This window comes from Micromonospora echinospora, assembly GCF_900091495.1.
Classification (GTDB): Bacteria; Actinomycetota; Actinomycetes; order Mycobacteriales; family Micromonosporaceae; genus Micromonospora; species Micromonospora echinospora.
Window position 1 is genome coordinate 559,271 of the sequence record NZ_LT607413.1, and the last position, 23,811, is coordinate 583,081.

General features: G+C 74.0%; 23 protein-coding genes and 4 pseudogenes. 9 read left to right on the forward strand and 18 right to left on the reverse strand.

Annotation, left to right across the window (positions count from 1 at the left end):
* Positions 1–106: 106 nt before the first annotated feature.
* The 3 genes and pseudogenes from tsf to GA0070618_RS02525 form a co-directional block, all read right to left on the reverse strand.
* Positions 107–934: a translation elongation factor Ts gene (gene tsf / locus GA0070618_RS02515; RefSeq protein WP_088980178.1), complete on the reverse strand. Its 828-nt coding sequence runs from the start codon at positions 932–934 to the stop codon at positions 107–109.
* Positions 935–1,071: 137 nt separating this feature from the next.
* Positions 1,072–1,926 carry a 30S ribosomal protein S2 gene (gene rpsB, locus GA0070618_RS02520; RefSeq protein WP_088980179.1) on the reverse strand — a complete coding sequence of 285 codons (855 nt, stop codon included), beginning with the start codon at positions 1,924–1,926 and terminating at the stop codon, positions 1,072–1,074.
* 363 nt (positions 1,927–2,289) lie between these two features.
* Positions 2,290–2,814, reverse strand: a pseudogene (locus GA0070618_RS02525) (hypothetical protein); the annotation flags it as partial.
* Here GA0070618_RS02525 and GA0070618_RS33870 point away from each other — a divergent pair.
* The 4 genes and pseudogenes from GA0070618_RS33870 to GA0070618_RS02545 form a co-directional block, all read left to right on the forward strand.
* Positions 2,722–3,264, forward strand: a complete 543-nt coding sequence (locus GA0070618_RS33870; protein ID WP_170107883.1) for a hypothetical protein — start codon at positions 2,722–2,724, stop codon at positions 3,262–3,264. The pseudogene GA0070618_RS02525 and the gene GA0070618_RS33870 sit on opposite strands and share 93 nt — an antisense overlap.
* Positions 3,265–3,817: 553 nt before the next feature.
* Complete coding sequence (locus GA0070618_RS02535) at positions 3,818–4,177, forward strand: YraN family protein (protein WP_088980180.1); 360 nt, start codon at positions 3,818–3,820, stop codon at positions 4,175–4,177.
* 15 nt (positions 4,178–4,192) lie between these two features.
* Positions 4,193–5,713: a YifB family Mg chelatase-like AAA ATPase gene (locus GA0070618_RS02540; protein WP_088980181.1), complete on the forward strand. Its 1,521-nt coding sequence runs from the start codon at positions 4,193–4,195 to the stop codon at positions 5,711–5,713.
* Positions 5,710–6,951: pseudogene (locus tag GA0070618_RS02545) on the forward strand (DNA-processing protein DprA); the annotation flags it as partial. The gene GA0070618_RS02540 and the pseudogene GA0070618_RS02545, both read left to right, overlap by 4 nt.
* A 52-nt stretch (positions 6,952–7,003) precedes the next feature.
* Here the strand turns inward: GA0070618_RS02545 and GA0070618_RS02550 are convergent.
* Positions 7,004–7,345 (reverse strand): hypothetical protein, encoded by a 342-nt coding sequence (locus GA0070618_RS02550; protein WP_088980183.1) that lies wholly within the window; start codon positions 7,343–7,345, stop codon positions 7,004–7,006.
* A gap of 384 nt (positions 7,346–7,729) precedes the next feature.
* On the opposite strand from GA0070618_RS02550, the gene GA0070618_RS02555 reads away from it, so the two are divergent.
* Both GA0070618_RS02555 and GA0070618_RS02560 read left to right on the forward strand, forming a co-directional pair.
* Positions 7,730–8,851, forward strand: a complete 1,122-nt coding sequence (locus GA0070618_RS02555; protein ID WP_088980184.1) for a tyrosine recombinase XerC — start codon at positions 7,730–7,732, stop codon at positions 8,849–8,851.
* A 213-nt stretch (positions 8,852–9,064) separates the two neighbouring features.
* Positions 9,065–10,246: an aminotransferase class V-fold PLP-dependent enzyme gene (locus GA0070618_RS02560; RefSeq protein WP_088980185.1), complete on the forward strand. Its 1,182-nt coding sequence runs from the start codon at positions 9,065–9,067 to the stop codon at positions 10,244–10,246.
* Positions 10,247–10,280: 34 nt separating this feature from the next.
* On the opposite strand, the pseudogene GA0070618_RS02565 reads toward GA0070618_RS02560, so the two are convergent.
* Positions 10,281–10,817, reverse strand: a pseudogene (locus GA0070618_RS02565) (M23 family metallopeptidase); the annotation flags it as partial.
* 212 nt (positions 10,818–11,029) lie between these two features.
* Here GA0070618_RS02565 and GA0070618_RS02570 point away from each other — a divergent pair.
* Complete coding sequence (locus GA0070618_RS02570; protein WP_088980186.1) at positions 11,030–11,659, forward strand: class I SAM-dependent methyltransferase; 630 nt, start codon at positions 11,030–11,032, stop codon at positions 11,657–11,659.
* Positions 11,660–11,870: 211 nt separating this feature from the next.
* Here the strand turns inward: GA0070618_RS02570 and GA0070618_RS02575 are convergent, their stop codons facing one another.
* The 12 genes from GA0070618_RS02575 to proS form a co-directional block, all read right to left on the reverse strand.
* Positions 11,871–12,194: a DUF2469 domain-containing protein gene (locus GA0070618_RS02575; protein WP_007075222.1), complete on the reverse strand. Its 324-nt coding sequence runs from the start codon at positions 12,192–12,194 to the stop codon at positions 11,871–11,873.
* Entirely contained in the window at positions 12,191–13,003 is an 813-nt protein-coding gene (locus GA0070618_RS02580; RefSeq protein ID WP_088980187.1) for a ribonuclease HII, read from the reverse strand. Before GA0070618_RS02580 ends, GA0070618_RS02575 begins: the two co-directional genes overlap by 4 nt.
* Positions 12,997–13,464: an NUDIX hydrolase gene (locus tag GA0070618_RS02585; protein WP_088980188.1), complete on the reverse strand. Its 468-nt coding sequence runs from the start codon at positions 13,462–13,464 to the stop codon at positions 12,997–12,999. Before GA0070618_RS02585 ends, GA0070618_RS02580 begins: the two co-directional genes overlap by 7 nt.
* A 109-nt stretch (positions 13,465–13,573) precedes the next feature.
* On the reverse strand, positions 13,574–14,206 hold the full coding sequence (gene lepB / locus GA0070618_RS02590) for a signal peptidase I (protein ID WP_088980189.1): 633 nt from the start codon (positions 14,204–14,206) through the stop codon (positions 13,574–13,576).
* A complete protein-coding gene (gene lepB, locus GA0070618_RS02595) occupies positions 14,203–15,075 on the reverse strand; it encodes a signal peptidase I (RefSeq protein WP_088985238.1) in 873 nt (290 codons plus the stop codon). The genes lepB (GA0070618_RS02590) and lepB (GA0070618_RS02595) overlap by 4 nt, the downstream gene beginning before the upstream one ends.
* A 158-nt stretch (positions 15,076–15,233) precedes the next feature.
* Entirely contained in the window at positions 15,234–15,590 is a 357-nt protein-coding gene (rplS, locus tag GA0070618_RS02600) for a 50S ribosomal protein L19 (protein ID WP_088980190.1), read from the reverse strand.
* A 143-nt stretch (positions 15,591–15,733) separates the two neighbouring features.
* Positions 15,734–16,504, reverse strand: coding sequence for a tRNA (guanosine(37)-N1)-methyltransferase TrmD (gene trmD, locus GA0070618_RS02605; protein WP_088980191.1), 771 nt, complete (start codon positions 16,502–16,504; stop codon positions 15,734–15,736).
* A gap of 41 nt (positions 16,505–16,545) precedes the next feature.
* Positions 16,546–17,100: a ribosome maturation factor RimM gene (rimM, locus tag GA0070618_RS02610; protein ID WP_088980192.1), complete on the reverse strand. Its 555-nt coding sequence runs from the start codon at positions 17,098–17,100 to the stop codon at positions 16,546–16,548.
* Positions 17,100–17,360, reverse strand: a complete 261-nt coding sequence (locus GA0070618_RS02615) for an RNA-binding protein (RefSeq protein ID WP_172900246.1) — start codon at positions 17,358–17,360, stop codon at positions 17,100–17,102. The genes rimM and GA0070618_RS02615 overlap by 1 nt, the downstream gene beginning before the upstream one ends.
* Positions 17,335–17,775, reverse strand: coding sequence for a 30S ribosomal protein S16 (gene rpsP / locus GA0070618_RS02620; protein WP_088980194.1), 441 nt, complete (start codon positions 17,773–17,775; stop codon positions 17,335–17,337). The genes GA0070618_RS02615 and rpsP overlap by 26 nt, the downstream gene beginning before the upstream one ends.
* A gap of 332 nt (positions 17,776–18,107) precedes the next feature.
* Positions 18,108–18,758 carry a ribonuclease FAU-1 family protein gene (locus GA0070618_RS02625; protein ID WP_088980195.1) on the reverse strand — a complete coding sequence of 217 codons (651 nt, stop codon included), beginning with the start codon at positions 18,756–18,758 and terminating at the stop codon, positions 18,108–18,110.
* A gap of 140 nt (positions 18,759–18,898) precedes the next feature.
* The gene (gene proS, locus GA0070618_RS02630; RefSeq protein WP_088980196.1) at positions 18,899–20,305 is read right to left on the reverse strand and encodes a proline--tRNA ligase; all 1,407 of its coding nucleotides are present in this window, start codon (positions 20,303–20,305) and stop codon (positions 18,899–18,901) included.
* A gap of 200 nt (positions 20,306–20,505) precedes the next feature.
* On the opposite strand from proS, the gene GA0070618_RS02635 reads away from it, so the two are divergent.
* A complete protein-coding gene (locus GA0070618_RS02635; protein WP_088980197.1) occupies positions 20,506–21,681 on the forward strand; it encodes a PP2C family protein-serine/threonine phosphatase in 1,176 nt (391 codons plus the stop codon).
* Positions 21,682–21,745: 64 nt separating this feature from the next.
* Positions 21,746–22,336 (forward strand): annotated as a pseudogene (locus tag GA0070618_RS02640) (TetR family transcriptional regulator); the annotation flags it as partial.
* A 252-nt stretch (positions 22,337–22,588) separates the two neighbouring features.
* Here GA0070618_RS02640 and GA0070618_RS02645 read toward each other — a convergent pair.
* Complete coding sequence (locus tag GA0070618_RS02645) at positions 22,589–23,668, reverse strand: amidohydrolase family protein (RefSeq protein ID WP_088980199.1); 1,080 nt, start codon at positions 23,666–23,668, stop codon at positions 22,589–22,591.
* Positions 23,669–23,811: the final 143 nt, after the last annotated feature.

Sequence of the window (23,811 nt, forward strand, 5' to 3'; positions counted from 1 at the left end):
GATGTCGACCCTATGTGACGAGGAGGCCGCGGTGCCTGTGACGTACACCTGCGACCTCCTCCTCGACGTTCCTGCCCACCGGACGCGGACGCGCCCGGTGACCGGCTCAGGCCTGGCCGACCTCGAACCGCAGGAAGCGGGTCACCTCGATGCCGGCCTCGGCCAGCACCTGCTTGACCGTCTTCTTGTTGTCGGCGACCGACGCCTGCTCGACCAGGACGTAGTCCTTGAAGAAGGCGTTCACCCGACCCTCGACGATCTTCGGCAGCGCCGCCTCGGGCTTGTTCTCCTCGCGGGCGGTCTGCTCGGCGATCCGCCGCTCGGACTCCACCACGTCGGCCGGGACCTCGTCGCGGGTGAGGTACTTCGGCCGCATCGCGGCGATCTGCATGGCGATGGCCCGGGCGTCCGAGTCGGCCGCCTCGTCGCTCTTGCCGGTGTACTCCACCAGCACGCCGACGGCGGGCGGCAGGTCCTGGCTCTTGCGGTGCAGGTAGACGGCGGTGGTGCCGTCGACCTTGGCGAAGCGGTTCAGCACCAGCTTCTCACCGATCTTGGCGGACTGCTCCTGGACCAGGTCGGCGACGCTCTTGCCGTCGATGGTGCTCGCCAGCAGCTCCTCGGCGGTGGCGGCGTCGCTGCGCTCGCCGTGCTCGACGAGCTGCTGGGCCAGGGCGATGAAGGCGTCGTTCTTGGCGACGAAGTCGGTCTCGCAGTTGAGCTCCAGCAGTGCCTTGCCGGAGTGCGCGACCAGGCCGTTGGCGGCGGTCCGACCGGCCCGCTTGCCGACGTCCTTGGCACCCTTGACACGCAGGATCTCGATGGCCTTGTCGAAGTCGCCCTCGGCCTCGGTCAGCGCCTTCTTGGAGTCCATCATGCCGGCGCCGGTGAGGTCGCGGAGCTTCTTGACGTCCGCGGCGGTGAAGTTGGACATGGCTCTCTCTTCGGTGTTGAGGCTCGGTGGGATGGTCTGGGGCGCCGGTCGTCCGGGAGCGGACCGGACGCGGCGCGGAGCCGGCGCGGCCGGCGGGTCCGCCGCTCCCGCCCACCGGGGCGGGAGCGGCGGTCCGGTCACTCCGCGGCGGCGGCCGCCGGCTGCTCCGCGGCAGGCGCTGCCGGCTGCTCCTCGTCGGCCTTCTTCGGCTCCTCGAGCAGCTCACGCTCCCACTCGGGCAGCGGCTCGTCGGCGCCGACGGTGCCCGCCTCGGGCTTCTCGTCGGCGCCGCGACGCCGGCCGGAACGGGCGATCAGGCCGTCGGCGACGGCGGCGGCCACGACCTTGGTCAGCAGCTCGGCCGAGCGGATCGCGTCGTCGTTGCCCGGGATCGGGAAGTCGACCTCGTCCGGGTCGCAGTTGGTGTCGAGGACCGCGATGACCGGGATGTTCAGCTTCCGCGCCTCGTCGACCGCGATGTGCTCCTTCTTGGTGTCGACCACCCAGATCGCGGCCGGGAGCTTCTGCATGTCCCGCAGGCCACCGAGGGTGCGGGTCAGCTTGATCTTCTCGCGGGAGAGCTGGAGGGTCTCCTTCTTGGTGTAGCCGGCGGCGGTGCCGCTGAGGTCGCCGAGGGCCTCCAGCTCCTTCATCCGCTGGAGCCGCTTGTACACCGTCTGGAAGTTGGTCAGCATGCCACCCAGCCAGCGGTGGTTGACGTACGGCTGACCGACCCGGGTCGCCTGCTCGGCGATGGCCTCCTGGGCCTGCTTCTTGGTGCCGACGAAGAGAATGCTGCCGCCCTCGGCGACGGTGTTGCGCACGAAGTCGTACGCCTTCTCGATGTAGTCGAGGGTCTGGCGCAGGTCGATGATGTAGATGCCGTTGCGCTCGGTCATGATGAAGCGCTTCATCTTCGGGTTCCAGCGCCGGGTCTGGTGCCCGAAGTGGACACCGCTTTCCAGCAGCTGACGCATGGTCACGACGGCCATGGTGGGGTACTCCTCGAAAAGATCCCTGGTTGTCACGCCCGGCCGGCGGCCGGGCGTCCTGGCGCCTTGTCGCCGGTCATGGTGGGCCCGATCGGCATCGGGACCAGGGGACCGTCGCCCCACGGGGAACCGTGGAGAGGACGCGCGAAGTCGACCGCGCGAGGCGGTCGCCAGTCGACAAGTGTACGCCCCCACCCGACCCCCTACCCCCGGGGTGCACCAGGACGGGCCGTGGTCAGCGCCGGCCGGGTACGGACGTCGCGGGCCGGCCGGGCGCCACAGGGCCGGTGCCGACGAACGGGCACGCCCGCCGGCACCGTGGAAGGGCGGCGGGCGCGTGCCGTGTAGGGGCGGCGGGAATGCTCAGCGGGCGGCGAGCGCGGCCGCGAGGAAGAGCACCAGTCCGACGGTCAGGTACGCGGTAGGCGGGCGCAGCCAGCCACGGCTCCCCTCGGCCAGCGCCAGCCCGCCGGTACGCAGCCCGTAGAGACCGGCACCGAAGATCGGCAGACCGCCGACCAGGAAGATTCCCACGACGACGTGGGAGACCGGCGCCGGATCGGCGGTCAGCCCGTGCAGCAGCACCCGCAGGGCGGGAACCTCGAAGACCAGCACCACCAGGGCGATAAGGACCGCGAGCGCCGGACGGCGGGTTCGGTAGACGCCGTCCCCGACGGCGGGACCCGGGCGACCGAGCGCACCCGTCCCGGGGTAACCCAGCGGATCCACGCCCGGCGGCGGCAGGTCGGCACGTGGCATGACCGGCGGCATCGGGCCGGTCGGCATCTCCAGCGGATGCGGCGGCTCGACGGCCGGGCCCGCCTCGACACCACGGTCGAGGTCGACGCCACGACCGGCGTCGCCACGGCCGAGGTCGACGCCACGACCCAGGTCGGCACCACGGTCCAGGTCGACGCCCCGGCCGACGTCCACGCCACGGTCGAGATCGGCGCCCCGACGGTCCAGGTCGACGCCCCGGCCGGCGTCCAGACCACGGTCGAGATCGGCGCCCCGACGGTCCAGGTCGATCCCGCGACCGTGGTCGGCACCAAGTCCGGCTTCGACGCTCCGGACCGGGTCCACGCTCCGGCCGACGTCGACCGGCCGGCCCGGCTCGGCGACCCGACCCACCTCGCCCGTGCGGGACGGCTCGACGACCGGGTAGCCACCGAACGGGGGCTGCCGCACGGGGTCCGGAACCCGCGCCCGATCCGGCGTCTCGACATCGTCCCGGAAGGCATCGACCTCCTCCCGGAAGGAGTCGACGTCCTCCCGGAAGGCCAGTTCGTCCCCGGCGGACCGCTCGCGGGAACGGCGGGAGGCACGCTCGCCCCGTAGGTCACTCCCGGTGACTCCGCTCGCCGTGGAGTCGGCGCGTCGGGATCGAGACGCCCGGTAACTCTCCGCGTCCGAACGCTCCACCCCCAGTGGGTCGTCCTCGCGGTATCGGCCCGGCTCGGCATACCGGCTCGTCGGGGGATCGGTCAGGTCGCCGTACCGTCGCTCACCGGTGTCACCGCGCTGCTCAGGCGTCCGGAAGTCGTCACCCCGGTAGCGGTCATCGCCACCCGCGTGCCACTCGGACTCGCCGTAGCCACGGTCACCGGAGTGCCAACGCGACTCCTGATCTTCAGGGAAGCTCCGTCGTCCGTCCACGACCGGCACCGTATGTGACACGGACCATCCCGCGCCATTCGCCGCTCCGAGATCACCTTCACCTACCCTGTTCGTTACTCGGAGTACAGATCGACGGGCTATCGCCCGGGATCGCCGCCAGCCGGCCATAGCACGGCCGGGGCATGATCGTCCGGCTGTCCACAGCCGCCCCCGTCGTCCACAGGCGGGCGGTCCGGAGCTGCGGCAGCGGACCCGGCCGAGGCACGGTGCCGGCATGACGAGACGAAGCCAGGCGGTCGGCGCGTACGGCGAACGGTGCGCCGTCCGACACCTGATCGGGACGGGGCTGCGCCCGGTCGCCCGTAACTGGCGCTGCCCGGAGGGCGAGATCGACATCATCGCCTGGGACGGCGACGTCCTCGCCTTCTGCGAGGTCAAGACCCGCCGCGACGGCAGCTTCGGCAGTCCCGCCGAGGCCGTCGTCCCGACCAAGGCCCGCCGGCTGCGGGGGCTCGCCGTGCGGTGGCTGGCCGAGACCGGGACCCGCGCGGACGACCTGCGCTTCGACGTGGTGTCGGTGCGCCTCTCCGCCGCCGGGGCCGCCCGCGTCGAGCACCTCAAGGGTGCGTTCTGAGATGGGTGGCCGCCGGTGAGCTACGCCAGGGTGCTCTGCGTCGGCCTGGTCGGGATGACCGGGCACCTGGTGGAGGTGGAGGCCGACCTGGCGCCGGGACTACCCGCCCTCGCGATCAGCGGACTGCCGGACACCGCGCTGCACGAGGCCCGGGACCGGGTCCGGGCGGCGATCGTCAACTCCGGCGAGACCTGGCCCAACCGCCGCATCACCCTCAACCTGCTGCCGGCGACACTGCCGAAGTTCGGTTCGGCCTTCGACCTGGCCATCGCGGCGGCCCTGCTCGGCAGCGCGGGCCAGCTTCCGCTGCTGCCCCTGGAGGGGGTGGTGCTCCTCGGCGAGTTGGGGCTCGACGGGGCGGTGCGGCCGGTCCGGGGCGTCCTGCCGATGGTCGCCGCCGCGGCCCGCGCCGGGGTGAGCCGGGCGATCGTGCCGGTGCAGAACGCCGCCGAGGCCGCGGTGGTTCCCGGGGTGCGGGTCCGCGCGGCCGACAGCCTGCACCGGCTGGTGGCCTTCGTCCGGGACGGCACCCCGCTGGCCGAACCACCACCCGCCGCCGCGACCACCACCGCGACCGGTCCGGACCTCGCCGACGTGGCCGGGCAGGGATACGCCCGCCGGGCGTTGGAGGTGACCGCGGCGGGTGGTCACCACCTGGCGCTGCTCGGGCCACCCGGTACCGGCAAGACCATGCTCGCCGAGCGGCTCCCGTCGATCCTTCCGGCGCTGGACGACGAGGCCGCCCTGGAGGTCACCGCACTGCACTCGATCGCCGGTCTGCTGCCACCCGGCGGTGAGCTGCTGCGCCGGCCGCCGTTCCAGGCCCCGCACCACACCGCGACCGTGCCGGCTCTCATCGGGGGTGGTCCGGGACTGGCCCGGCCCGGCGCGGTCTCGCTGGCCCACCGGGGGGTCCTCTTCCTCGACGAGGCCCCGGAGTTCACCCGGAGCGCGCTGGAGGCCCTGCGGCAACCCCTGGAGGACGGACACGTCCACCTCGCCCGGGCCCGGGGCGCCGCCGAATACCCGGCGCGGATCCAGTTGGTGCTGGCGGCCAACCCCTGCCCCTGCGCGCGGCCGGTGGGGGACATCGCCTGCGAGTGCAGCCCGCTGGCCCGCCGTCGCTACCTCGGCCGCCTCTCCGGCCCGCTGCGGGACCGGATCGACGTCCAGGTGACGGTGCCGCCGTTGCGCGCCGCCCAGCTGATGGGGACGGGTGAGGTGGCCGAGCCGTCGGCGGTGGTGGCGGCCCGGGTCGCGGCGGCCCGTTCGGCGGCCGCCGAACGGTGGGCGGCGGTCGGTCACCGCCTCAACGCGGAGCTGCCCGGTCCGGTGCTGCGCCGCCCGCCGTTCCGGCTGCCCGCCGGGGACACCGCCGAGCTGCGCCGACGACTGGACACCGGATCGCTCTCCGCCCGGGGCTTCGACCGGATCATCCGACTGGCCTGGAGCATCGCCGACCTGGACGGCCGGGCCCGTCCGGACCGGGACGACGTGTGGGAGGCGATCGGCCTCCGGACGGGAGAAGAGGCATGACCGACCACGACCACGCCGACCGGCTGGCCCGCATCGCGCTGACCTGGCTCGCCGAGCCCGGCAACTGGCCGGTGTACCGCCTGGTCGCCGAACTCGGTGCGGTCGCCGCGCTCGATCTGCTGCTCGACGGAGGCGCACCGGAGGAACGACTACGTCGGGCCGTGGCCGCCCGGGCCGGGTCCGCCGATCCACGGGCGGTGTCGGCGCAGGCCCTGGCACGTACCGAGCGGTTGGGGGCCCGCCTGGTCACCCCGGCCGACGCCGAGTGGCCGGGCCGGGTCGGTGACCTGAACCGGCTGGTGCTGTCCGGCGCCAGTCGATGGGTGGACACCGAGACGGCCCCGCCGCTGTGCTTCTGGGTGCGCGGCGGCTGGCCGCTCGACGAGGCGCTGGACCGGTCGGTGGCGGTCGTCGGTGCGCGGGCCGCCACCTCGTACGGGGTGCATGTGGCCACCGAACTCGGGTACGGGCTCGCCGATCGGGAGTGGACGGTGGTCTCCGGTGGGGCGTTCGGCATCGACGCCGCCGCGCACCGGGGGGCGTTGAACGCCGGAGGCGTGACGGTGGCGGTGCTCGCCTGCGGGGTGGACCGGCCGTACCCGATGGGCAACAGCGCCCTCTTCGACCGGATCGCCGAGACCGGCCTGCTGGTCAGCGAGTGGATGCCGGGCGCCGAGCCGCTGCGTCCCCGGTTCCTGATCCGTAACCGGGTCATCGCCGTGGCCACCCTGGGCAGCGTGCTGGTGGAGGCGTCGGCACGCAGCGGGGCCACGCAGACCATGCGGCGGGCGCTCGCCGTCGGCCGTCCGGCGATGGTGGTGCCCGGTCCGGTCACCTCGGCCATGTCGGTCGGGGCGCACGAGCTGCTCCGCGAGTACGAGTCGGCCCGGCTGGTCACCGGCGTGCCGCACGTGCTGGAGGAGGTCGGGCGGATCGGTGTCGACCTCGCTCCCCCGGCCCGGGGGCCGCACCGTCCCGGCGACCTGCTCGACGACGAGGCGGCGCTGCTGCGGGAGTCGTTGCCCCGGCGGGGTGTGGTGGGCCCGGACGTGCTCGCCGCCCGGGCCGGGCTGGACGTCCGGACGGCGTTGCGCAAGCTCGCCCTGCTCGAGGAGCTGGGCCTGGTGGTGCGCCGCGACGGCGGTTACGCGATTCCGCCGCGACGCGGCGACCCGCCGGTCCCGGGGACCGGCGCGGGACCGCCCGGCACCGACCAGCGGGCCGGTCCGGCAGCCGGGGGCGGATCCGACTGTCCGGTGGCCACGACCGGGCCCGAGCCGGCATCGCGGGTCAGTCCCCCTCCAACCGGATCTCCACGTCGTGCCTCCGCATGCACCGACGGGTGAGCGCCGCCAGGCTCCGGATCCGGGTCATCTCCGCCGGGGAGGAGGCGACCTCGGCGAGGCAGCGCAGCTCGGCCATGAGCCGGGGCGCCTCCGGGGCGCTCACGACGAGTTCCCCGGTGGGATCGAACCGGTCCAGCAGCGGCGTGCGTCCGCCACCCCGTGCGCGGGTGAGCAGCCGCAGCAACACGTCGTCGGAGTCGTCCACCACCTCGACCGGGACATAGGAGCAACGGCGGGCGGGACCGGCGGACCGGACCACCCGGTAGAGCACGACATCCAAACCCATCCGGCCGCCTCCGCCCGTCGACGTCTGCCTGACCCGTACCGGACCGGCCCCACCTCGACGAGCGGACGTCAGGCACGACGACCACGTCACCGGCGAGCCGGGACGGCCCCACGACCGGGGATGCCGCTGTCGGCGGCACCGGACGGTCGGGGCCGGCGGGTCCGCCGCGCTGCCACCCGCCTGCTTCCGACCGTAAGCTGAACCGGTGCAGCGGGACAACCACATCCCGGCGTGGTGCGCGCGTCGGCTCCCCGGCGGCCGGGTGGTCGGGTCCGGCCGAGACCGGCCCCACCCGTCGAGGACCGGCCCCACCCGCGTGCCCCACGCCGATCGGCTCACCACGGCCGACGGCGGTGGCGTCCCAGGCCGGTCGGCGGACCGCCGGTGAGCCGCGCCGACGACGGCACCCGGGCCCTGCACGAGGCGCTGCCCCCACCGCTGCGCGACGTGGTGGACGAGTTCGCCCGGCACCTGTCCCAGGTGCGCGACCGCTCGCCGCACACCGTGCGGGCATACGTCGCCGACCTGGTCTCGTTGCTCGACCACACCGTCCGGATGGGCGGTCGCGTCCCCGCCGACGTGGACCTGACGGTGCTGCGCAGCTGGCTGGCGAAGCAGCGGACGATGGGGGCGGCCCGCAGCTCGTTGGCCCGCCGCGCCGCGTCCGCGCGGACGTTCAGCGCCTGGGCGCACCGGTCCGGGCTGCTGCCGACCGACGTGGCGGCCACGTTGGCCAGTCCCCGGGCCCGGCGGGAGCTGCCCACGGTGCTCCGGGTCGACCAGGCCGCCGCGCTGCTCGACGCGGCCCGGCACACCCGGAGCGGCCGGGAGCCGGCCGGCACCTCCCACGCCGCACCGGACGCGTCCGGGCCCGGGCGGGACCTGTCCGTGCCCGCGCCGGACGCATCCGCGCCGGAACGGTCACGTCCCACCGCCCGGGCGCCCGAGCCGGTGGAGACGGCAGCCGGAGCAGCCGGGCGGCGGCCCGACGAGGACGACGAGGCCGTGCTGCTGCGGGACCGGGCCCTGCTGGAACTCCTCTACGCCACCGGTGTGCGGATCAGCGAGGCGTGCGGGCTGGACACCGGCGACGTCGACCACGGCCGGCGGCTGATCCGGGTCCTCGGCAAGGGAAACCGGGAACGGTCCGTGCCGTATGGGCTGCCGGCCCAACGCGCCGTCGACGAGTGGCTGCGGCGGGGGCGGCCGGTCCTGGCCCGTCCGGGCTGCGGGGACGCCCTGCTGCTCGGCGCGCGTGGCGGCCGGCTGCACCCCACCACCGCCCGCCGGATCGTCTCCGGCCACGCCGACGCCGCCGGGCTGCCCCACACCAGCCCGCACGATCTGCGCCACTCGGCGGCCACACACCTGTTGGAGGGCGGCGCGGACCTGCGTGCGGTGCAGGAGATCCTGGGCCACTCCTCGTTGGCGAGCACGCAGATCTACACGCACGTGTCGGTGGAGCGCCTGCGGGCCGCCTACCGGCAGGCCCACCCCCGCGCCTGACCGCCGGCCGGACGCCGGCCACGGGCGGGGCGGCCCGGCAAGGCAGCGAGGCGACGGCGGGGGCGACGCGGCGGCGGCGGCACAGCAGCGCGGCACGGCAGCGCGGCACGGCAGCGCGGCGACGGCACGGCGAGCAGCGACGGACCGCACCGACCGGCCTCGCCCCTACCACGAACCCCGAAACCCGGACCGGGGGCGGGCTACGATCACCGGGTGACCGTCCCGCAGCCTCCCGCCCCGCTGCCCGGTGCCCGGTTGCTGTTCTCCCTCGACCCGGCGGTCAGCCACCTCAACCACGGCGCGTTCGGTGCCGTCCCGCTCCCGGTGCAACGGGCCCAGCAACGGCTACGGGACGAGATGGAGGCGAATCCGCACCGCTTCTTCTCCCGGGGTCTGGTCGAGCGGGTCGCCCACGCCCGGCGGCACCTCGCCGGTTTCCTCGGCGCCGACCCGGAGGGCAGCACGCTGGTCGGCAACACCACCACCGGGGTCGCCGTGGCGCTCCAGTCGCTCGGCCTGCGCCCCGGCGACGAGGTGCTGACGACCGACCACTGCTACGGGGCCGTCGTCCTCTCGGTGCACCGGGAGTGCGCGCGGACGGGCGCCTCGTCGCGGGTCCTCCCGGTGCCGCTCGGCGCCACCGCCGAGGAAGTCGTGGAGACCGTCCGCAACGGGCTGCGACCGGGGCGGACCCGGTTGCTCGTGGTCGACCAGATCAGCTCGGCCACCGCCCGGCTGTTCCCCGCCGCGGCCATCGTCGGTGTCGCCCGTGAGCAGGGGGTGCCGGTGCTGGTCGACGCCGCACACGTGCCCGGCATGCTGCCGGTCGGTGTGGAGAGCATCGGTGCCGACTTCTGGGTCGGCAACCTCCACAAGTGGGGCTACGCTCCGCGCGGCACCGCCCTGCTGGCGGTACGCCCGCCGTGGCGGGAACGGATCGAGCCCCTGACGGTCTCCTGGGAGCAGGAGAGCGGCTACCCGGCGCGGGTCGAGTGGCAGGCGACCCTGGACTACACCGGGTGGCTCGCCGCCCCGGCGGGGCTCTACACGCTGCGCGGCCTCGGCGTGGAGCGGGTGCGCGAGCACAACGCCGCCCTGGCGGCGTACGGCCAGCGGGTGGTCGGGGACGCCCTCGGCGTGGCGCCCACCCACCTGCCGGATCCCGGCGGACCCGGGGTGGCGATGCGACTCGTCCCGCTGCCGCCCGGGACGGCCGCCACCTTCGAGGGGGCGAAGGCGCTGCGGGACCGGATCGCCGACCGGCTCGCCACCGAGGTCTCCGTGGCGGCGTGGGGCGGTCGCGGCTGGCTGCGCCTCTGCGGGCAGGTCTACAACAGCGCCGAGGAGTACGAGCGTCTCGCGGTGCGCCTGCCACCCCTGCTCGCCCAGCGCTGACCCCGTCCGATTCGCCGGGCGACCCGTCGGCCACACCGACGAGGGGCAGCAGCCGCACCGGGACCGGCCCGAGCAGGGCGAGCGGGTCGAGGTACTCCTCGCCCCGGCGCAGGCCCCAGTGCAGGCAGGCCGGTGCCGGGCAGCCGGCGTGCCCCGGCGACAGCTGCCCCAACGGTGTGCCGGCGGCGACCCGGGTACCGACCCGCGCCGACGGTCGCACCGGCTCGTAGGTGGTGCGCAGTCCCTCAGTGTGTCCCACGGTGACCACCGGTCGACCGGCGACCATGCCCGCGAAGAGCACCACCCCGGCGCCCGCCGCACGGACCCGGGCGTCGGCCGGGGCGGCCAGGTCGACGCCCCGGTGACCGGGCAGCCACGGCCGGGGCGGTGGGGCGAAGTCGCGGACCGGAGGGGACGGAGCGTCCAGCGGCCACCGGAAGACCGGCCCGGCGGCTGGTCGTGCCGGGTCGGGCACCGGCAGCGGTATGGGTTGCACGGGAGCCGACGACCGGACGACCGGATGGGCCGCCGGTCCGTACCCCGGGAGAACGGTCAACGCCAACGCCGCCATCGGGGCCACCAGCGTGACCCGGTTCGGCACCGGTCGCCGTCGCGTCATGGCTGTCACGCCCGCAGCGTGCCCGACGCGGCTGGCCGACGCCACCGGCGAGGTGGTCACCTGTGGATGGCGCGACGCCCTGTGGACGAACACCCACGCCTGCCGACGATCTGCTATGGCCGACCGTCCGGGCACCACCGGTCCCGGCTCTCTAGGCTGGCCGGGTGGACAGCGACTGGTACGCCTGGCACGCCGACTACGACGATCCGGACTCCCCGCTCTCGCACCGGCTCGCCGAGGTACGACGGCTGATCGGCGCGGCGCTCGACCAGGCGCCCACCGGACCGCTGCGGGCGGTCAGCCTCTGCGCCGGGCAGGGCCGGGACCTGATCCCCGTACTGGCGGAGCATCCGCGCGGCGTCGACGTCACGGCTCGGCTGGTCGAGCTGGACCCGCGCAACGCCGACCTGGCCGCCGAGGCCGTCCGGGCCGCCGGGCTCACCCGGGTCGAGGTGGTACGCGACGACGCTGCGCGCACCGACGTCTGGGCGGATCTCGTGCCCGCCGACATCGTGCTCGTCTGCGGTCTCTTCGGCAACATGACCGACGCCGACGTCCGAGCGGTGGTCCGGCACTGCCGGCAGCTCTGCGCGACCGGCGGCACCGTCGTCTGGACCCGGCACCGGGGCGCGCCGGACCTGGTGCCGACGATCTGCGACTGGTTCGCCGAGGAGGACTTCACGCTGCTCTCCCTCACCGGGCCGGCGATGTCCAGCGCGGTGGGAGCGCACCGCCTCACCGGTCGGCCCCACCCGTTGCCGTCCGGGGTGACCATGTTCGAGTTCGTCCGGTGACCTGACGGGCCGCGAGGGCCGCCGGCCGGCCGACCGCGCCGGGAGCGGTCACGGCGACCACTCGGCAGCGGTCACGGCGCGACCACTGTGGAACGGGCGGGACCGGGTCAGGGCACCGGCGGTGGCACGACCGGTCAGCGCTCACCGGACGGGCCGGTCGACGGCGGTGGTCGGGTGGTCGGGGATCAGCCTGCGGGTCGGGCGGGTGGCCTCAGCCGCCGAAGCCGGAGTCGGCGGGGAGGGAGATGTCCGGCTTCTCCAGCTCCTCGACGTTGACGTCCTTGAACGTCATTACCCGGACATTCTTAACGAAACGGGCAGGACGGTACATGTCCCACACCCAGGCGTCGTGCATCTCGACCTCGAAGTAGACCTCGCCGTCCGAGTTCCGCACGTGCAGGTCGACCTGGTTGGCCAGGTAGAACCGGCGCTCGGTCTCCACCACGTAGGAGAACTGGCGGACAATGTCGCGGTACTCCCGGTAGAGCTGAAGCTCCATCTCGGTCTCGTACTTCTCGAGATCTTCCGCGCTCATCGCACTCCGCCCTCCATGACCACATCTTCCCCCACCGGCACCGGCGGTCGAGGCTGCTCGCCCAACGCCACGCCGACGGTACCCCCTGACCGCCCTGAACGCTCCATCGGCTCGTGGCCGCCGACGGCGACCGGACGCCGGGAGCGGGGCGGACGCCCGTCCCGGCCCGACACCGCCGCCACGTTGACGTACGAGAACCGGTGCTCCGCGCAGGGGCCGTGCTCCCGCAGCGCGGCGGTGTGCTCGGCGGTGATGTACCCCTTGTGGTCGGCGAACCCGTACCCCGGGTGTCGCGCGTCCAGCTCCACCATGATCCGGTCCCGGGTGACCTTGGCGAGCACGCTCGCCGCCGCGACGCACGCCGCGACCCGGTCACCCTTCCAGACCGCCAGCCCCGGCACGTCCAGACCGTCGACGGGGAAGCCGTCGGTCAGCACGTACTCCGGCCGGGTGGTCAGCGAGGCGAGCGCCCTGCGCATCGCGGCCAGGTTGCACACGTGCAGGCCCCGGGCGTCGACCTCGTCGGCCGGGATCACCACGACCGCGTACGCCAGGGCCCGGGCGACCACCTCCTCGTACACCCGCTCCCGGCTGGCCGGGGTGAGCAGTTTGGAGTCGGCCAGCCCGTCGATCTCGCCCCGCCGGCCCTCCGGCAGCACCGCCGCGGCGGCCACCAGCGGTCCGGCGCACGCGCCCCGGCCGGCCTCGTCCGCGCCCGCGACGTGCCGGAAGCCCCGGCGTTGCAGCGCCCGTTCCAGGGCGTAGAGGCCGCCGTCGCGGCGGACCACCGTACGTGGCGGCGTCAGCACCCCGCCTCACCTCCCCGCACCCGGGTCAGCAGCGCCGGCAGGTCCACCGGGTAGTACCGCTCGGCGGTGGCCGCCAGTTCGTCCCGGGACCACCAGCGGTGCCCGGTGACGCTGGCCCGTTCGATGTCGTCGAAGCCCGTGGTGTCCACCTCCCAGGTGGGCACCCGGACCAGGAAGAACTCCTGCTCCTGGCGGTACCACACCCCGTCGAACGGGAACTCGACCGTCTCCCGCCACACCGGCTGGCCCAGCTCGGCGGGGGTCAGCCGGAGCCCGGTCTCCTCGGCCAGTTCCCGGGCCGCACCGGCGGCGGTCTCCTCACCGGCCGCCAGCCCGCCGCCCGGGGTGAACCAGTACCGGTGCTCGGGGCGCGCCGGGTCGACCCCGCGGAAGAGCAGGACCCGCCCGGCCGCGTCGAGCAGCAGGACGCGCGCCGCGCGCCGGGGAGTGGGGGCAGTCACCTCTCCAGCCTGCCAGACCGGCCAGCGACCGCCGCCGGCCACCCTGGACCCCGTGTGCCTGTTGGCCGCGACGCGGCAGGGCGGACGTCAGGGATTCGGGTTTCCGGCGTCAGGGATTCGGGATGCCGTCGAAGCTGCTCGGCACGGAGAGCCAGGTGGCCCGGCTCACCGGCCAGAAGACGGTGAAGGCCCGCCCCACCACGTCGTCGACGGGGATGGTGGCCTGGTCGATGTCCTGGAGCCGCTCCCAGTGCTCCAGCGAGTCGCCGGACGCCGACCGGTGGTCCCCCATCACCCAGAGTCGCCCCTTCGGGATGGTGACGTCGAACTCCTGATCCGCGGGCTTGTCCCGCCGGCCGTCGACGGAGTAGACGTACGGCTCGTCCAGCGACCTGCCGTTGATCATCAGTCGGTCCTGGTCGTCGCAGCAGACCACGCGGTCGCCGCCGACGCCGATGACCCGCTTGATGTAGTCCTCGCCGTCCGGGTTGCCGCTCCACTCGGTCGGCGCCTTGAAGACGATCACCTCGCCCCGTTCCGGGGAGCGGAAGTCGTAGACCAGCTTGTTGACCAGCACCCGGTCGTCGATCTGGAGAGTGTTCTCCATCGACGGCGAGGGGATGAAGAAGGTCTGCAACACGAAGGCGCGGACCAGCACCGCGACCAGGATCGCCACACCCAGGAGGACCGGCAGCTCCTTCCAGAAGGAACTGCGGGGCTTGTCGGTCTGCTCGTCTATCACGAGTGGAGCCTACGTCGCCCGACGCGCATCGATCGACCGGAACGCGCGACAAGCCCGCCCACGCCGACCAACGGCGCGAACGGCAGCATCTGGCCGACCGGATCCGGTCCGGCCGGCACGGGCGCGGCCACCACGGCGTCAACCTCGGCGAACGTCTCCGGCACCGGCAGCGACGACCAGCGGGAGGAGGGCCAGACGACCAGGAACGCGCGGCCCACCACATTGTCGATCGGCACCGGTCCCTGGCAGCGGGCGTCCTGCGAGACCAGCCGGTGGTCGCCCAGTACGAAGATCTGCCCGGGTGGGACGACCACCTCGTCGAACCGGCGGGACCGGCACTCCCGGGGGTTGGGGGGCAGGTCCAGCGGCGAGTCGCGCAACACGTACGGCTCGTCGAGCGCGACGCCGTTCACGGTCACCCGGCCCTGCGCGTCGCAGCAGGCGACCCGGTCGCCGGGGATCCCGATCACCCGCTTGATGAAGTCCTTCTCGCCGGGGCGACTCACCCCGACCAGGTCGCCGAGGGTCTGCCCGAGCTTGCCCAGGAACCCCGGCTCCGGCACCCCGTCCACCTGCGGCGCCCACCGGTCGGTGCCCCGGAACACCACCACCTCACCCCGGGCCGGGTCGCGGACGTCGTAGACGACCTTGTTGACCAGCACCCGGTCCCCGACCAGCAGGGTGTCCTCCATCGAGCCGGACGGGATGAAGAACGCCTGGAGCAGGAACGTCCGGATCAGCACGGCGAGGCAGAAGGCGACGACCAGCAGCAGCGGCAGTTCCTGCCAGAGCGGCATCTGCCGGCGGGGCCGCCGGGGCCGGCGCCGCCACGGGTCGACCGCGCCGTCCTCGTCCACCGACTGCACCACGCCCACTCCCCGCATCAGCCCAAACGACTACCGCCCGCCGAGCCTCGTCGAGGCTCCACGGGCGGTGGACGATCCGTCGGCACTGCTGCGCCCGCCCGACCAGAGTAGTGTGCCCGGGTCGGGGGGCCTCCGGCGTGCCGGCCGGTGTGGCGGCGAGATCAGCTGGGCTGCTTCTCGCGCTTCTCCTTGATCTTGGCCTTCTTGCCCCGCAGCTCGCGCAGGTAGTAGAGCTTGGCCCGGCGGACGTCACCACGGGTCACGACCTCGATGCGGTCGATCGCCGGGCTGTTGACCGGGTAGGTCCGCTCGACGCCGACGCCGAAGCTGATCTTCCGGACGGAGAAGGTCTCCCGCAGGCCGTCACCCTGGCGGCGGATGACCACGCCCTGGAAGATCTGGACACGGGACCGGTTACCCTCGACGACCCGCGCGTGCACCTTGACGGTGTCACCGGCGCGGAAGTCGGGGAGGTCGGTCCGCTTCGACTGGGCGTCAAGGGCGTCCAGGATGTTCATCGCTGCAACCTCGTAAGGCTCACGGCGCGCCGGTGGTCGGCACGCGAACGGGTGATTCTGATCCTCGGGTGGTGGCCGGTGGAGACGACCCCGGTCGGGGATCCTCGTAGCCGCCCACGGTGTGAGCGAATACGGCAACCCCTCTACTCTGCCATATCCCGTTCCGGGGCCGGGAACCCGGCCCGGTCGAGCGCCGCCCGGTCCTTCTTGTCCAGCTCGGCACCGAGGGCGGCGAGCATGTCCGGCCGGCGTCGCGCGGTCCGGCGCAGCGCCTCGTCCCGCCGCCAGCGGGCGATCCGGCCGTGGTCACCGGAGCGGAGGATCTCCGGCACCTCGTGGCCGCGCCAGCTCGGCGGCTTGGTGTAGACGGGCGCCTCCAGCAACCCGTGGGCGTGCGACTCCTCGTCCAGCGACCCGGCGTTGCCGAGCACCCCGGGCAGCAGCCGGGTGACCGCCTCCAGGATCACCAGCACCGCCACCTCGCCGCCGAAGAGCACGTAGTCACCGAGGGAGACCTCGGTCACCGGCATCCGGGTGGCGGCGTGGTCCAGCACCCGCTGGTCGATGCCCTCATACCGGCCGCAGGCGAAGAGGAGGTGCTCCTCGGCGGCCAGCTCGTGTGCCATGGCCTGGGTGAACCGGGCCCCGGCCGGGGAGGGGACCAGCAGCCGGGGCGTCGGGGCGTCGGCCGGGGCCAGCGCGTCGAGCGCCTCACCCCACGGCTCCGGCCGCATCACCATGCCCGGCCCGCCGCCGTACGGCGTGTCGTCGACCGTGCGGTGCACGTCGTGGGTCCAGGTCCGCAGGTCGTGTACGGCCAGCCGGAGCACCCCCCGCGCCCGGGCCCTGCCGATCAGCGACAGGTCGAGCGGGGTGAGGTACTCCGGGAAGATCGACACAACGTCGACGCGCATGGCGGGGGTCGCTCCTGCGGGTGTCACGGGTGGCGCCGGTGTCACAGGTCGAGCAGCCCGCCCGGCGGGTCGACGACGACGCGCCCACCGGCCAGGTCGACCTCCGGCACGATCGCCCGGACGAACGGGATGAGCGCGGTACGCCCCTCCGGGCGTCGTACGACCAGCAGCTCGGAGGCGGGCGCGTGCTCGATGCGGGCCACCTCGCCCAGGTGCTCACCGGCCGGGGTGACCACGGCCAGCCCGACGAGCTGGTGGTCGTGGAACTCCTCCGGGTCCTCCGGCGGCGCGATCCCGGCGCTGTCCACGGCGAGCAGCGTGTTCCGCAGCGCCTCGGCGACCTCCCGGTCGAGCACGCCCTCGAAGACGACCAGCAGCCGTCCCTGGTGCCAGCGGGCGGACTCGACGGTCAGCCGGTCGGGCACCTGGTAGGGCACGCCCGGACCGGGTGCCGGGTTGGCGGGCCTCGCCCCCGACTCGGTGGTCAACACCGAGCCGGGGGCGAACCGCGTTTCAGGTTCGTCGGTCCGCACTTCCACGGTGACCTCACCGCGGACACCGTGCGGCTTACCGATCCTGCCGACGACGAGGAGCATCAGTACGAGTCGACGATGTCGACGCGTACCCCGCGCCCGCCGATGGAGCCGATCACCTGGCGCAGCGCCTTGGCGGTCCGGCCGGACCGCCCGATCACCGTGCCGAGGTCCTCCGGGTGCACGCGGACTTCCAGCCGCTTGCCCCGACGGGAGTCCACCAGCCGGACGCGCACGTCGTCCGGGTGGTCGACGATCCCCTTGACCAGGTGCTCCAGGGCCGGACGGATGGCCACGTCAGGCCTGCTCACCGGAGTTCGCACCGGCCGGCTCCTCGGTCTTCGCCGCCTCGGCCTTCTCGGCCTTCTTCGCCGGCTTGGCCGGGGCGTCGGTCAGACCGGCCGCGGCCTTCGCCTCGGCCTCGTACGCCTCCTGGCGGTTGACCCGCTCCGCGGCGACCTTCAGCGGCGGCGGGGCCGGCAGGCCCTTGAACTTCTGCCAGTCGCCGGTCAGCTCCAGCAGACGCTGCACCGCCTCGCTCGGCTGGGCGCCGACGGACAGCCAGTACTGGACCCGGTCCGACTTGACCTCGATCACCGAAGGGTCTTCCTTCGGCTGGTAGATCCCGACGAACTCGATCGCCCGACCGTCACGCTTGGTGCGGGAGTCGGCGACGACGATGCGGTACTGCGGGTTGCGGATCTTGCCCATCCGCAGGAGCCGGATCTTTACGGCCACAGTGTTTTCGCTCCTGTTGCGATTCTCACCGGCCCGAACGGGCGGTGCGGCGGGGTGAGAGCCGACCGGCACAGTGGGGATGGGCCGGGGACTGCTCGGGTGGACTGGCGGCATGCCCGGGTTAGAGGGCGCCGGACACGCGCCGGATACCAGCCAGCCATTGTGCCAGATTCCAGGCCGATCCCTCGCACCGGGTCGCCTCGGCGGCCCGCACGTGTCTCCTCGGTGGCCCGCACGCGTCGACCCGGCGGCCCGCACGCGTCGGCTCAGCGGCCCGCACGCGTCGACCCGGCGGCCCGCACGCGTCGGCTCAGCGTCCCAGATGCGCCGGCTCAGCGGACGGGCGGGCGGTCCCAGCCCGGCGGCAGGGCCGACGGGGCGACCCACTCCGCCGGCGGGGTGAAGTCGCACCAGGTGCCGTCGAACGGGAACTGTCCCGCCTCGGCGAGCGCGATCACCCGCCGCCCTTCGGCGCGGACCGCCGCCTCGTCGGTGACCCAGTAGTGCTCGGGCAGGGCGAGCCGCTCGGCGAACTCCTCCTCGTCCTTCCACTGCCAGCTCAGGTCCGATCGCACGACCACGTCGAGGTCCTGGTCGACCATGTCCACCCCGGCGAGGTGACCGTCGTCCCAGCGGACGCCCGGTTCCTCGAGGTTCACGTACCAGTTGGCGAAACAGCCCTCTTCGTCGGAGAACCACCAGACCGAATGGGCGGCCCCGGCGGGCAGGAACTTCAGCAACGGCGGGCCGTTCCAGCGGCTCACCGCCAGCCCGTACGACGGGGAGGTCACCCACTCGGCGAACGGCATCGTCCGCATGCCCCGGCCGTCGGCGCTGACCTCGCTGGCCACCGGGGAGTCCCGGGCGATCCAGAGCAGCAGGCCGCGCTCGTCGTCGCTGACCACCCGGGCCGGGCGGACCCAGCCGATCCGGCCCCGCCGCACGTTCCGGTGCATGATCAGTCGTCCCGGCTCGAACCGCACCCGCGCCTCCGCTCTCTCCCCGTCCCGCCCGCTCGCCGACCCGCGTGCACGCCGATCTGCCCGCACGTCGAGTCGCGTGGTAGCCGGGGGCCCCTGCTCCGCACCAGGCGGTAACCGGGGTCCCCTGCTACCACCGCACGTCAGTACGCCCGGGCGAGGATGGCGACCAGGTCGGCCTCGTCCTCCGAGTCGGGCACGGAACCGTCGGCCCGCAGCAGGCAACGCACGGTCACGCCCTGGGCGTTCGCCTCCGCCTCGCCCGCGACCCCCACCGCCGACCACGGCACCCGGGCCCAGCCGGTGGCGGCGGCCTCGATCGCCTCGGCCAGCGTGGCCACCTCACGGGTACGGGACTCGCGGTGGGCCAGCGCCTGGTCGTACAGGGCCTGCTGGTCGGCGGTCAGCGCGGCGAGCACCGCGTCGACCACGTCGGTCACCGGCACCGGGGTCTTCGAGCCGTCCGTCCGGCGGACCACCACCGCGTTGCCGGCGGCCAGGTCCCGGGGGCCGACCTCGACCCGTACCGGGTAGCCGCGCAGCTCGGCGTCGACGGCCCGGCGGCCGAACGGGGTGTCGGTGCGGTCGTCGAGCGCGACCCGGACCCCGGCATCGCGCAGCGCGTCACGGAGCTTGCCGGCCGCCTCGCCGACGCCCTCGCCGTCCTTGACCACCATCACGTACGCCTGGACCGGCGCCAGCTTCGGCGGCACCCGCAGGCCGTTGTCGTCGCCGTGGCACATGATCAGGCCGCCGAGCATCCGGGTCGAGGTGCCCCAGGAGGTCGTCCAGGCGTGCTCCCGGCCACCCTCGGCGGAGGAGTAGGTGATGTCGAACGCCTTGGCGAAGTTCTGCCCCAGCTCGTGGCTGGTGCCGAGCTGGAGGGCCTTGCCGTCGCCCATCATGCCTTCGAGCGTGTAGGTCGCGGTCGCCCCGGCGAACCGCTCCCGGGCGGTCTTCAGGCCCACCTGCACCGGGATGGCCAGGACGTTGACCATGAGGTCCTCGTACGCCTCGTGCAGGATCTTCCGCGCGTAGGAGCGGGCGTCGGACCGGGTGGCGTGCGCGGTGTGCCCCTCCTGCCAGAGGAACTCGCTGGTGCGCAGGAAGACCCGGGGGCGCAGCTCCCAGCGGACCACGTTGGCCCACTGGTTGAGCAGGAGCGGCAGGTCCCGGTAGGAGTCCACCCACTTGGCCATGAACTCGCCGATGACCGTCTCGCTGGTCGGCCGCACCACCACCGGCTCGGCGAGTTGCTTGCCGCCACCGTGGGTGACCACGGCCAGCTCGGGCGAGAAGCCCTCGACGTGCTCGGCCTCCCGCTTGAGGTAGCTCTCCGGGATGAAGAGCGGGAAGTACGCGTTCTCCGCACCGGCGTCCTTGATCCGGGCGTCCATCTCGGCCTGCATCCGTTCCCAGATGGCGTAGCCGGCCGGTCGGATGACCATGGTGCCCCGCACCGGCCCGTTGTCGGCGAGCTTCGCCTTGGCGATCAGGTCCTGGTACCAGCGGGGGAAGTCCTCCGCGCGGGGAGTGAGCACGCGTGCCATGACCGGACATCCTATGCGCCCGGTCGGCGGGGCCCACGACCGGACGCGGTGGGTCCCGCCGGTCCCGGGCGGACGACGGGCGGCTCTGCCATCATGGGGGAGCCTGTTCCGGGTCGCCGGACCGAACCTGCGCGCCTCCCGACCGCCCGGTGGTCCGGTGAAACGTCCGGGCCGGCGACGCGGAGAACGGGAGACGGACGGTGGATCTCGCCGAGGCGATGCGCCAGGTGCTGCGTGCGTCGCACCGCACCCGCCCGGAGGACCTGCCGGACCTGGTGATGCGGGTCGCGCCGCTGCTCGACGCGAGCGCGGTGCTGCTCTACCTGGTCGACCACCAGCAACGGTGGCTGGTGCCGCTCACCGGCACGCTCTCCCCGGCCCGCCAGCCGGTGCCGATCTCCGGCACGGTCGCCGGACGGACGTTCGGCACGCTGGCCGACCACGAGGTCCCCGGCGCGGACGGCGTGTCGCTCTGGATTCCCCTGCTCGACGGCGCCGAGCGACTCGGCGTGCTGGAGGTGGTCGGCACCGGCAGCTACGACGAGGCGCGCCACGAGGACCTACGGATCTTCGCCACCCTGATGGCCGAGCTGACGGTCACCCGGGGCCTGTACGGCGACACCCTGGAACTGCTCCGGCGACGGGCCCCGATGCAGCTCCCCGCCGAGCTGTTGCGGGCCCAACTCCCACCGTTGACCTTCGCCACCGAACGACTGGTGATCAGTGGACTGCTGGAGCCCTGCTACCAGGTGGGCGGGGACGCCTTCGACTACTCGGTCACCGGGGACCTGGCCCATCTGGCGCTCTTCGACGCGGTCGGCCACGGCTCGCAGGGCGGCCTGCGGGCCGCGGTACTCGCCTCGATCGCGTTGGCCGCGTACCGCAACGCCCGGCGCGGCGCGCTGCCGCTGGTCGAGACGTACCACCACATCGACCGGGCGGTCCGGGCCCACGACCGGGCCGGGATGATCACGGCGGTCCTGGCCGAGCTGGACCAGGGCACCGGGCGGCTACGGGTGATCTCGGCCGGGCACCCGAGCGGGCTGGTGCTGCGCGGCGGACGGCTGGTGCGGATCCTGCCGACGCCGACCGCGCTGCCGATGACCCTGGGCGACCTGCAACCTCCGCAGGTGGCCGAGGAGGACCTGCAACCCGGCGACGACGTGCTGCTCTACACCGACGGCATCGTCGAGGCACGCTCGGCCGACGGCGAGCCGTTCGGCGTGGACCGGCTGGTCGACTTCGCCGTCCGGGCCCTGGCCGACGGCCTGCCCGCCCCGGAGACCACCCGCCGGCTCGTGCACGCCATCCTCGACTACCAGAACGACGAGCTGACCGACGACGCCACCCTGCTGATGGCCCGCTGGCTCGGCTGACCGCGCACTCGCCCGCCGCGCGAGTGCGACGATCCGCTGGTGCGCGACCGTAGACTTCGGCCGGATGGACGGGATCCGGGACGCCGCGCGGCAGCGGCTGCGTGACACGATCGTCGACGCCGCCCGCACACAGGCCGTCGCCGTCGGCTGGGACGGCGTGCGCATGGGCGGTGTGGCGAGCGCGGCGGGGGTGAGCCGGCAGACCGTCTACAACGAGTTCGGCAGCAAGGCGGGGCTGGCCGAGGCGCTCGCCCGCCGCGAGGTCGACCGGTTCGTCGCGGACGTCCGGGCGGCGCTGCGCCAGCACGGCGACGACGTGCGCGCCGGGGCGTACGCGGCAATCGCGCACACCCTCACCGAGGCGGCGGGCAACCCGTTGGTCAAGGCGATCCTGACCAGTGCCCGGGGTGGCTCGGACGCGCTGCTGCCCTACCTGACGACGCGCGCGGAGCTGGTGCTCGACGAGGCGACGGGGGCGTTGCTGGAGTGGGCCGGTCACCGGCTGCCGGAGGCCGACCCGGCGGCGCTGGCCTTCGCCGCCGACGCGGTCGTCCGCCTGGTGGTCAGCCACATCGTGCTGCCGCAGGCACCACCCGACCGGACCGCACGGCACCTGACGACCCTGGCTCTCCAGCTGCTCTCCGCCACCACGTCCACCCCGGCGGCCACGCTGGCCCCGAGCGCAACGCCAACCCCGATGGCCACGCCCACCCCGACGGCCACGCCCACCCCGACGGCCACGCCCACCCCGACGGCCACGCCCACCCCGAGGGGCACGCCCACCCCGACGGGCACGCCGACGCCGATCGCCCCGGCGGTGGACCACGGGGCCACCGGTGCCCGGCGGGTCGCCCCGCCGACCCCGTGAGCGCCGGCCGGGAGGGCTCACTCGCACTCCGTCGTACGGTCAGCGGAGCGGGCGGCCCCGGAGGACGACGCGGCTGGGGGCGCGCACGACACGCAGGTCGCGACGCGGATCCTCGGGGTAGACGACCAGGTCGGCGGGGCCGCCCTCGGTGAGTCCGCCGAAGCCGAGCCAGGCGCGCCCGCCCCAGGAGGCGGCGGCGAGCACGTCCGGCGGGGTCATCCCGGCCCGCTCGTGCAACAGCAGCATCTCGTCGGCGGCCAGCCCGTGGTCGATGCCGCCGCCCGCGTCGGTGCCGACGTAGATCGGCACACCTGCCTCGTACGCGGCCCGGACCACGTCGGGAAAGCCGTCCCGCAGGGCGAGCATGTGGTCGGCGTACCCGGGGAACTTCTCCCGGGCCTGGTCGGCGATCCGGCCGAAGGTCTGGATGTTGATCATGGTGGGCACCAGGGCGGTCCCCCGGCGGGCCATCTCGTCGACCAGGTCGAGGCTGAGGCCGGTGCCGTGCTCCACCGAGTCGACCCCGGCGCGCACCATGATCGCGACAGCCTCCTCGGAGAAGGTGTGCACGGCGGCGCGGACGCCGGCGCGGTGCGCGGCCTCGACCGCCGCGGTCATGGTGGCCGCGTCCCAGGCCGGCGCGAGGTCCCCGACGCCCCGGTCGATCCAGTCACCGACCAGCTTGACCCAGCCGTTGCCGGCGCGGGCCTGCGCGGCCACGGTCGCGGCGACCTCGGTCGCCGGCACCTCCACCCCGATGTCCCGCAGGTAGCGCCGGGGCGGGGCGATGTGCCGGCCGGCCCGGGCCAGTCGCGGCAGGTCGGGGTCGTCGTCGAGTTCCGGGTACGGGTACGGCGAACCGGCGTCGCGGATGGCCAGCACCCCGGCGTCCCGGTCGACGATGGCCAGTTCCCGCGCCTGTTCCAGCGAGCCGACCGGCGCGCCGCCCCGGGCGATGCCGATGTGGCAGTGCGCGTCGACCAGGCCGGGCAGGATCCACCCGCCGTCGGCGATCGTCTCCGCGCCGGCGACCGGTTCGAAGGTCACCCGGTCCCCCACCAGCCACAGGTCGCGCTCCTCGTCGTCGGGGAGCACCACACCGCGTACGTGCCAGGCCATTCGTCCTCCGTCTTGCCGGTAGCGGGCGGTCGGAGCCATTCTTCCCCGCCGCGCCGGAGGTCGCGGGCCGGGACAGGGCGGAAACACCCATGTCCAATCCGTAATCAATCCAACACACAGAGCGACACGAACGGTTGATTGAC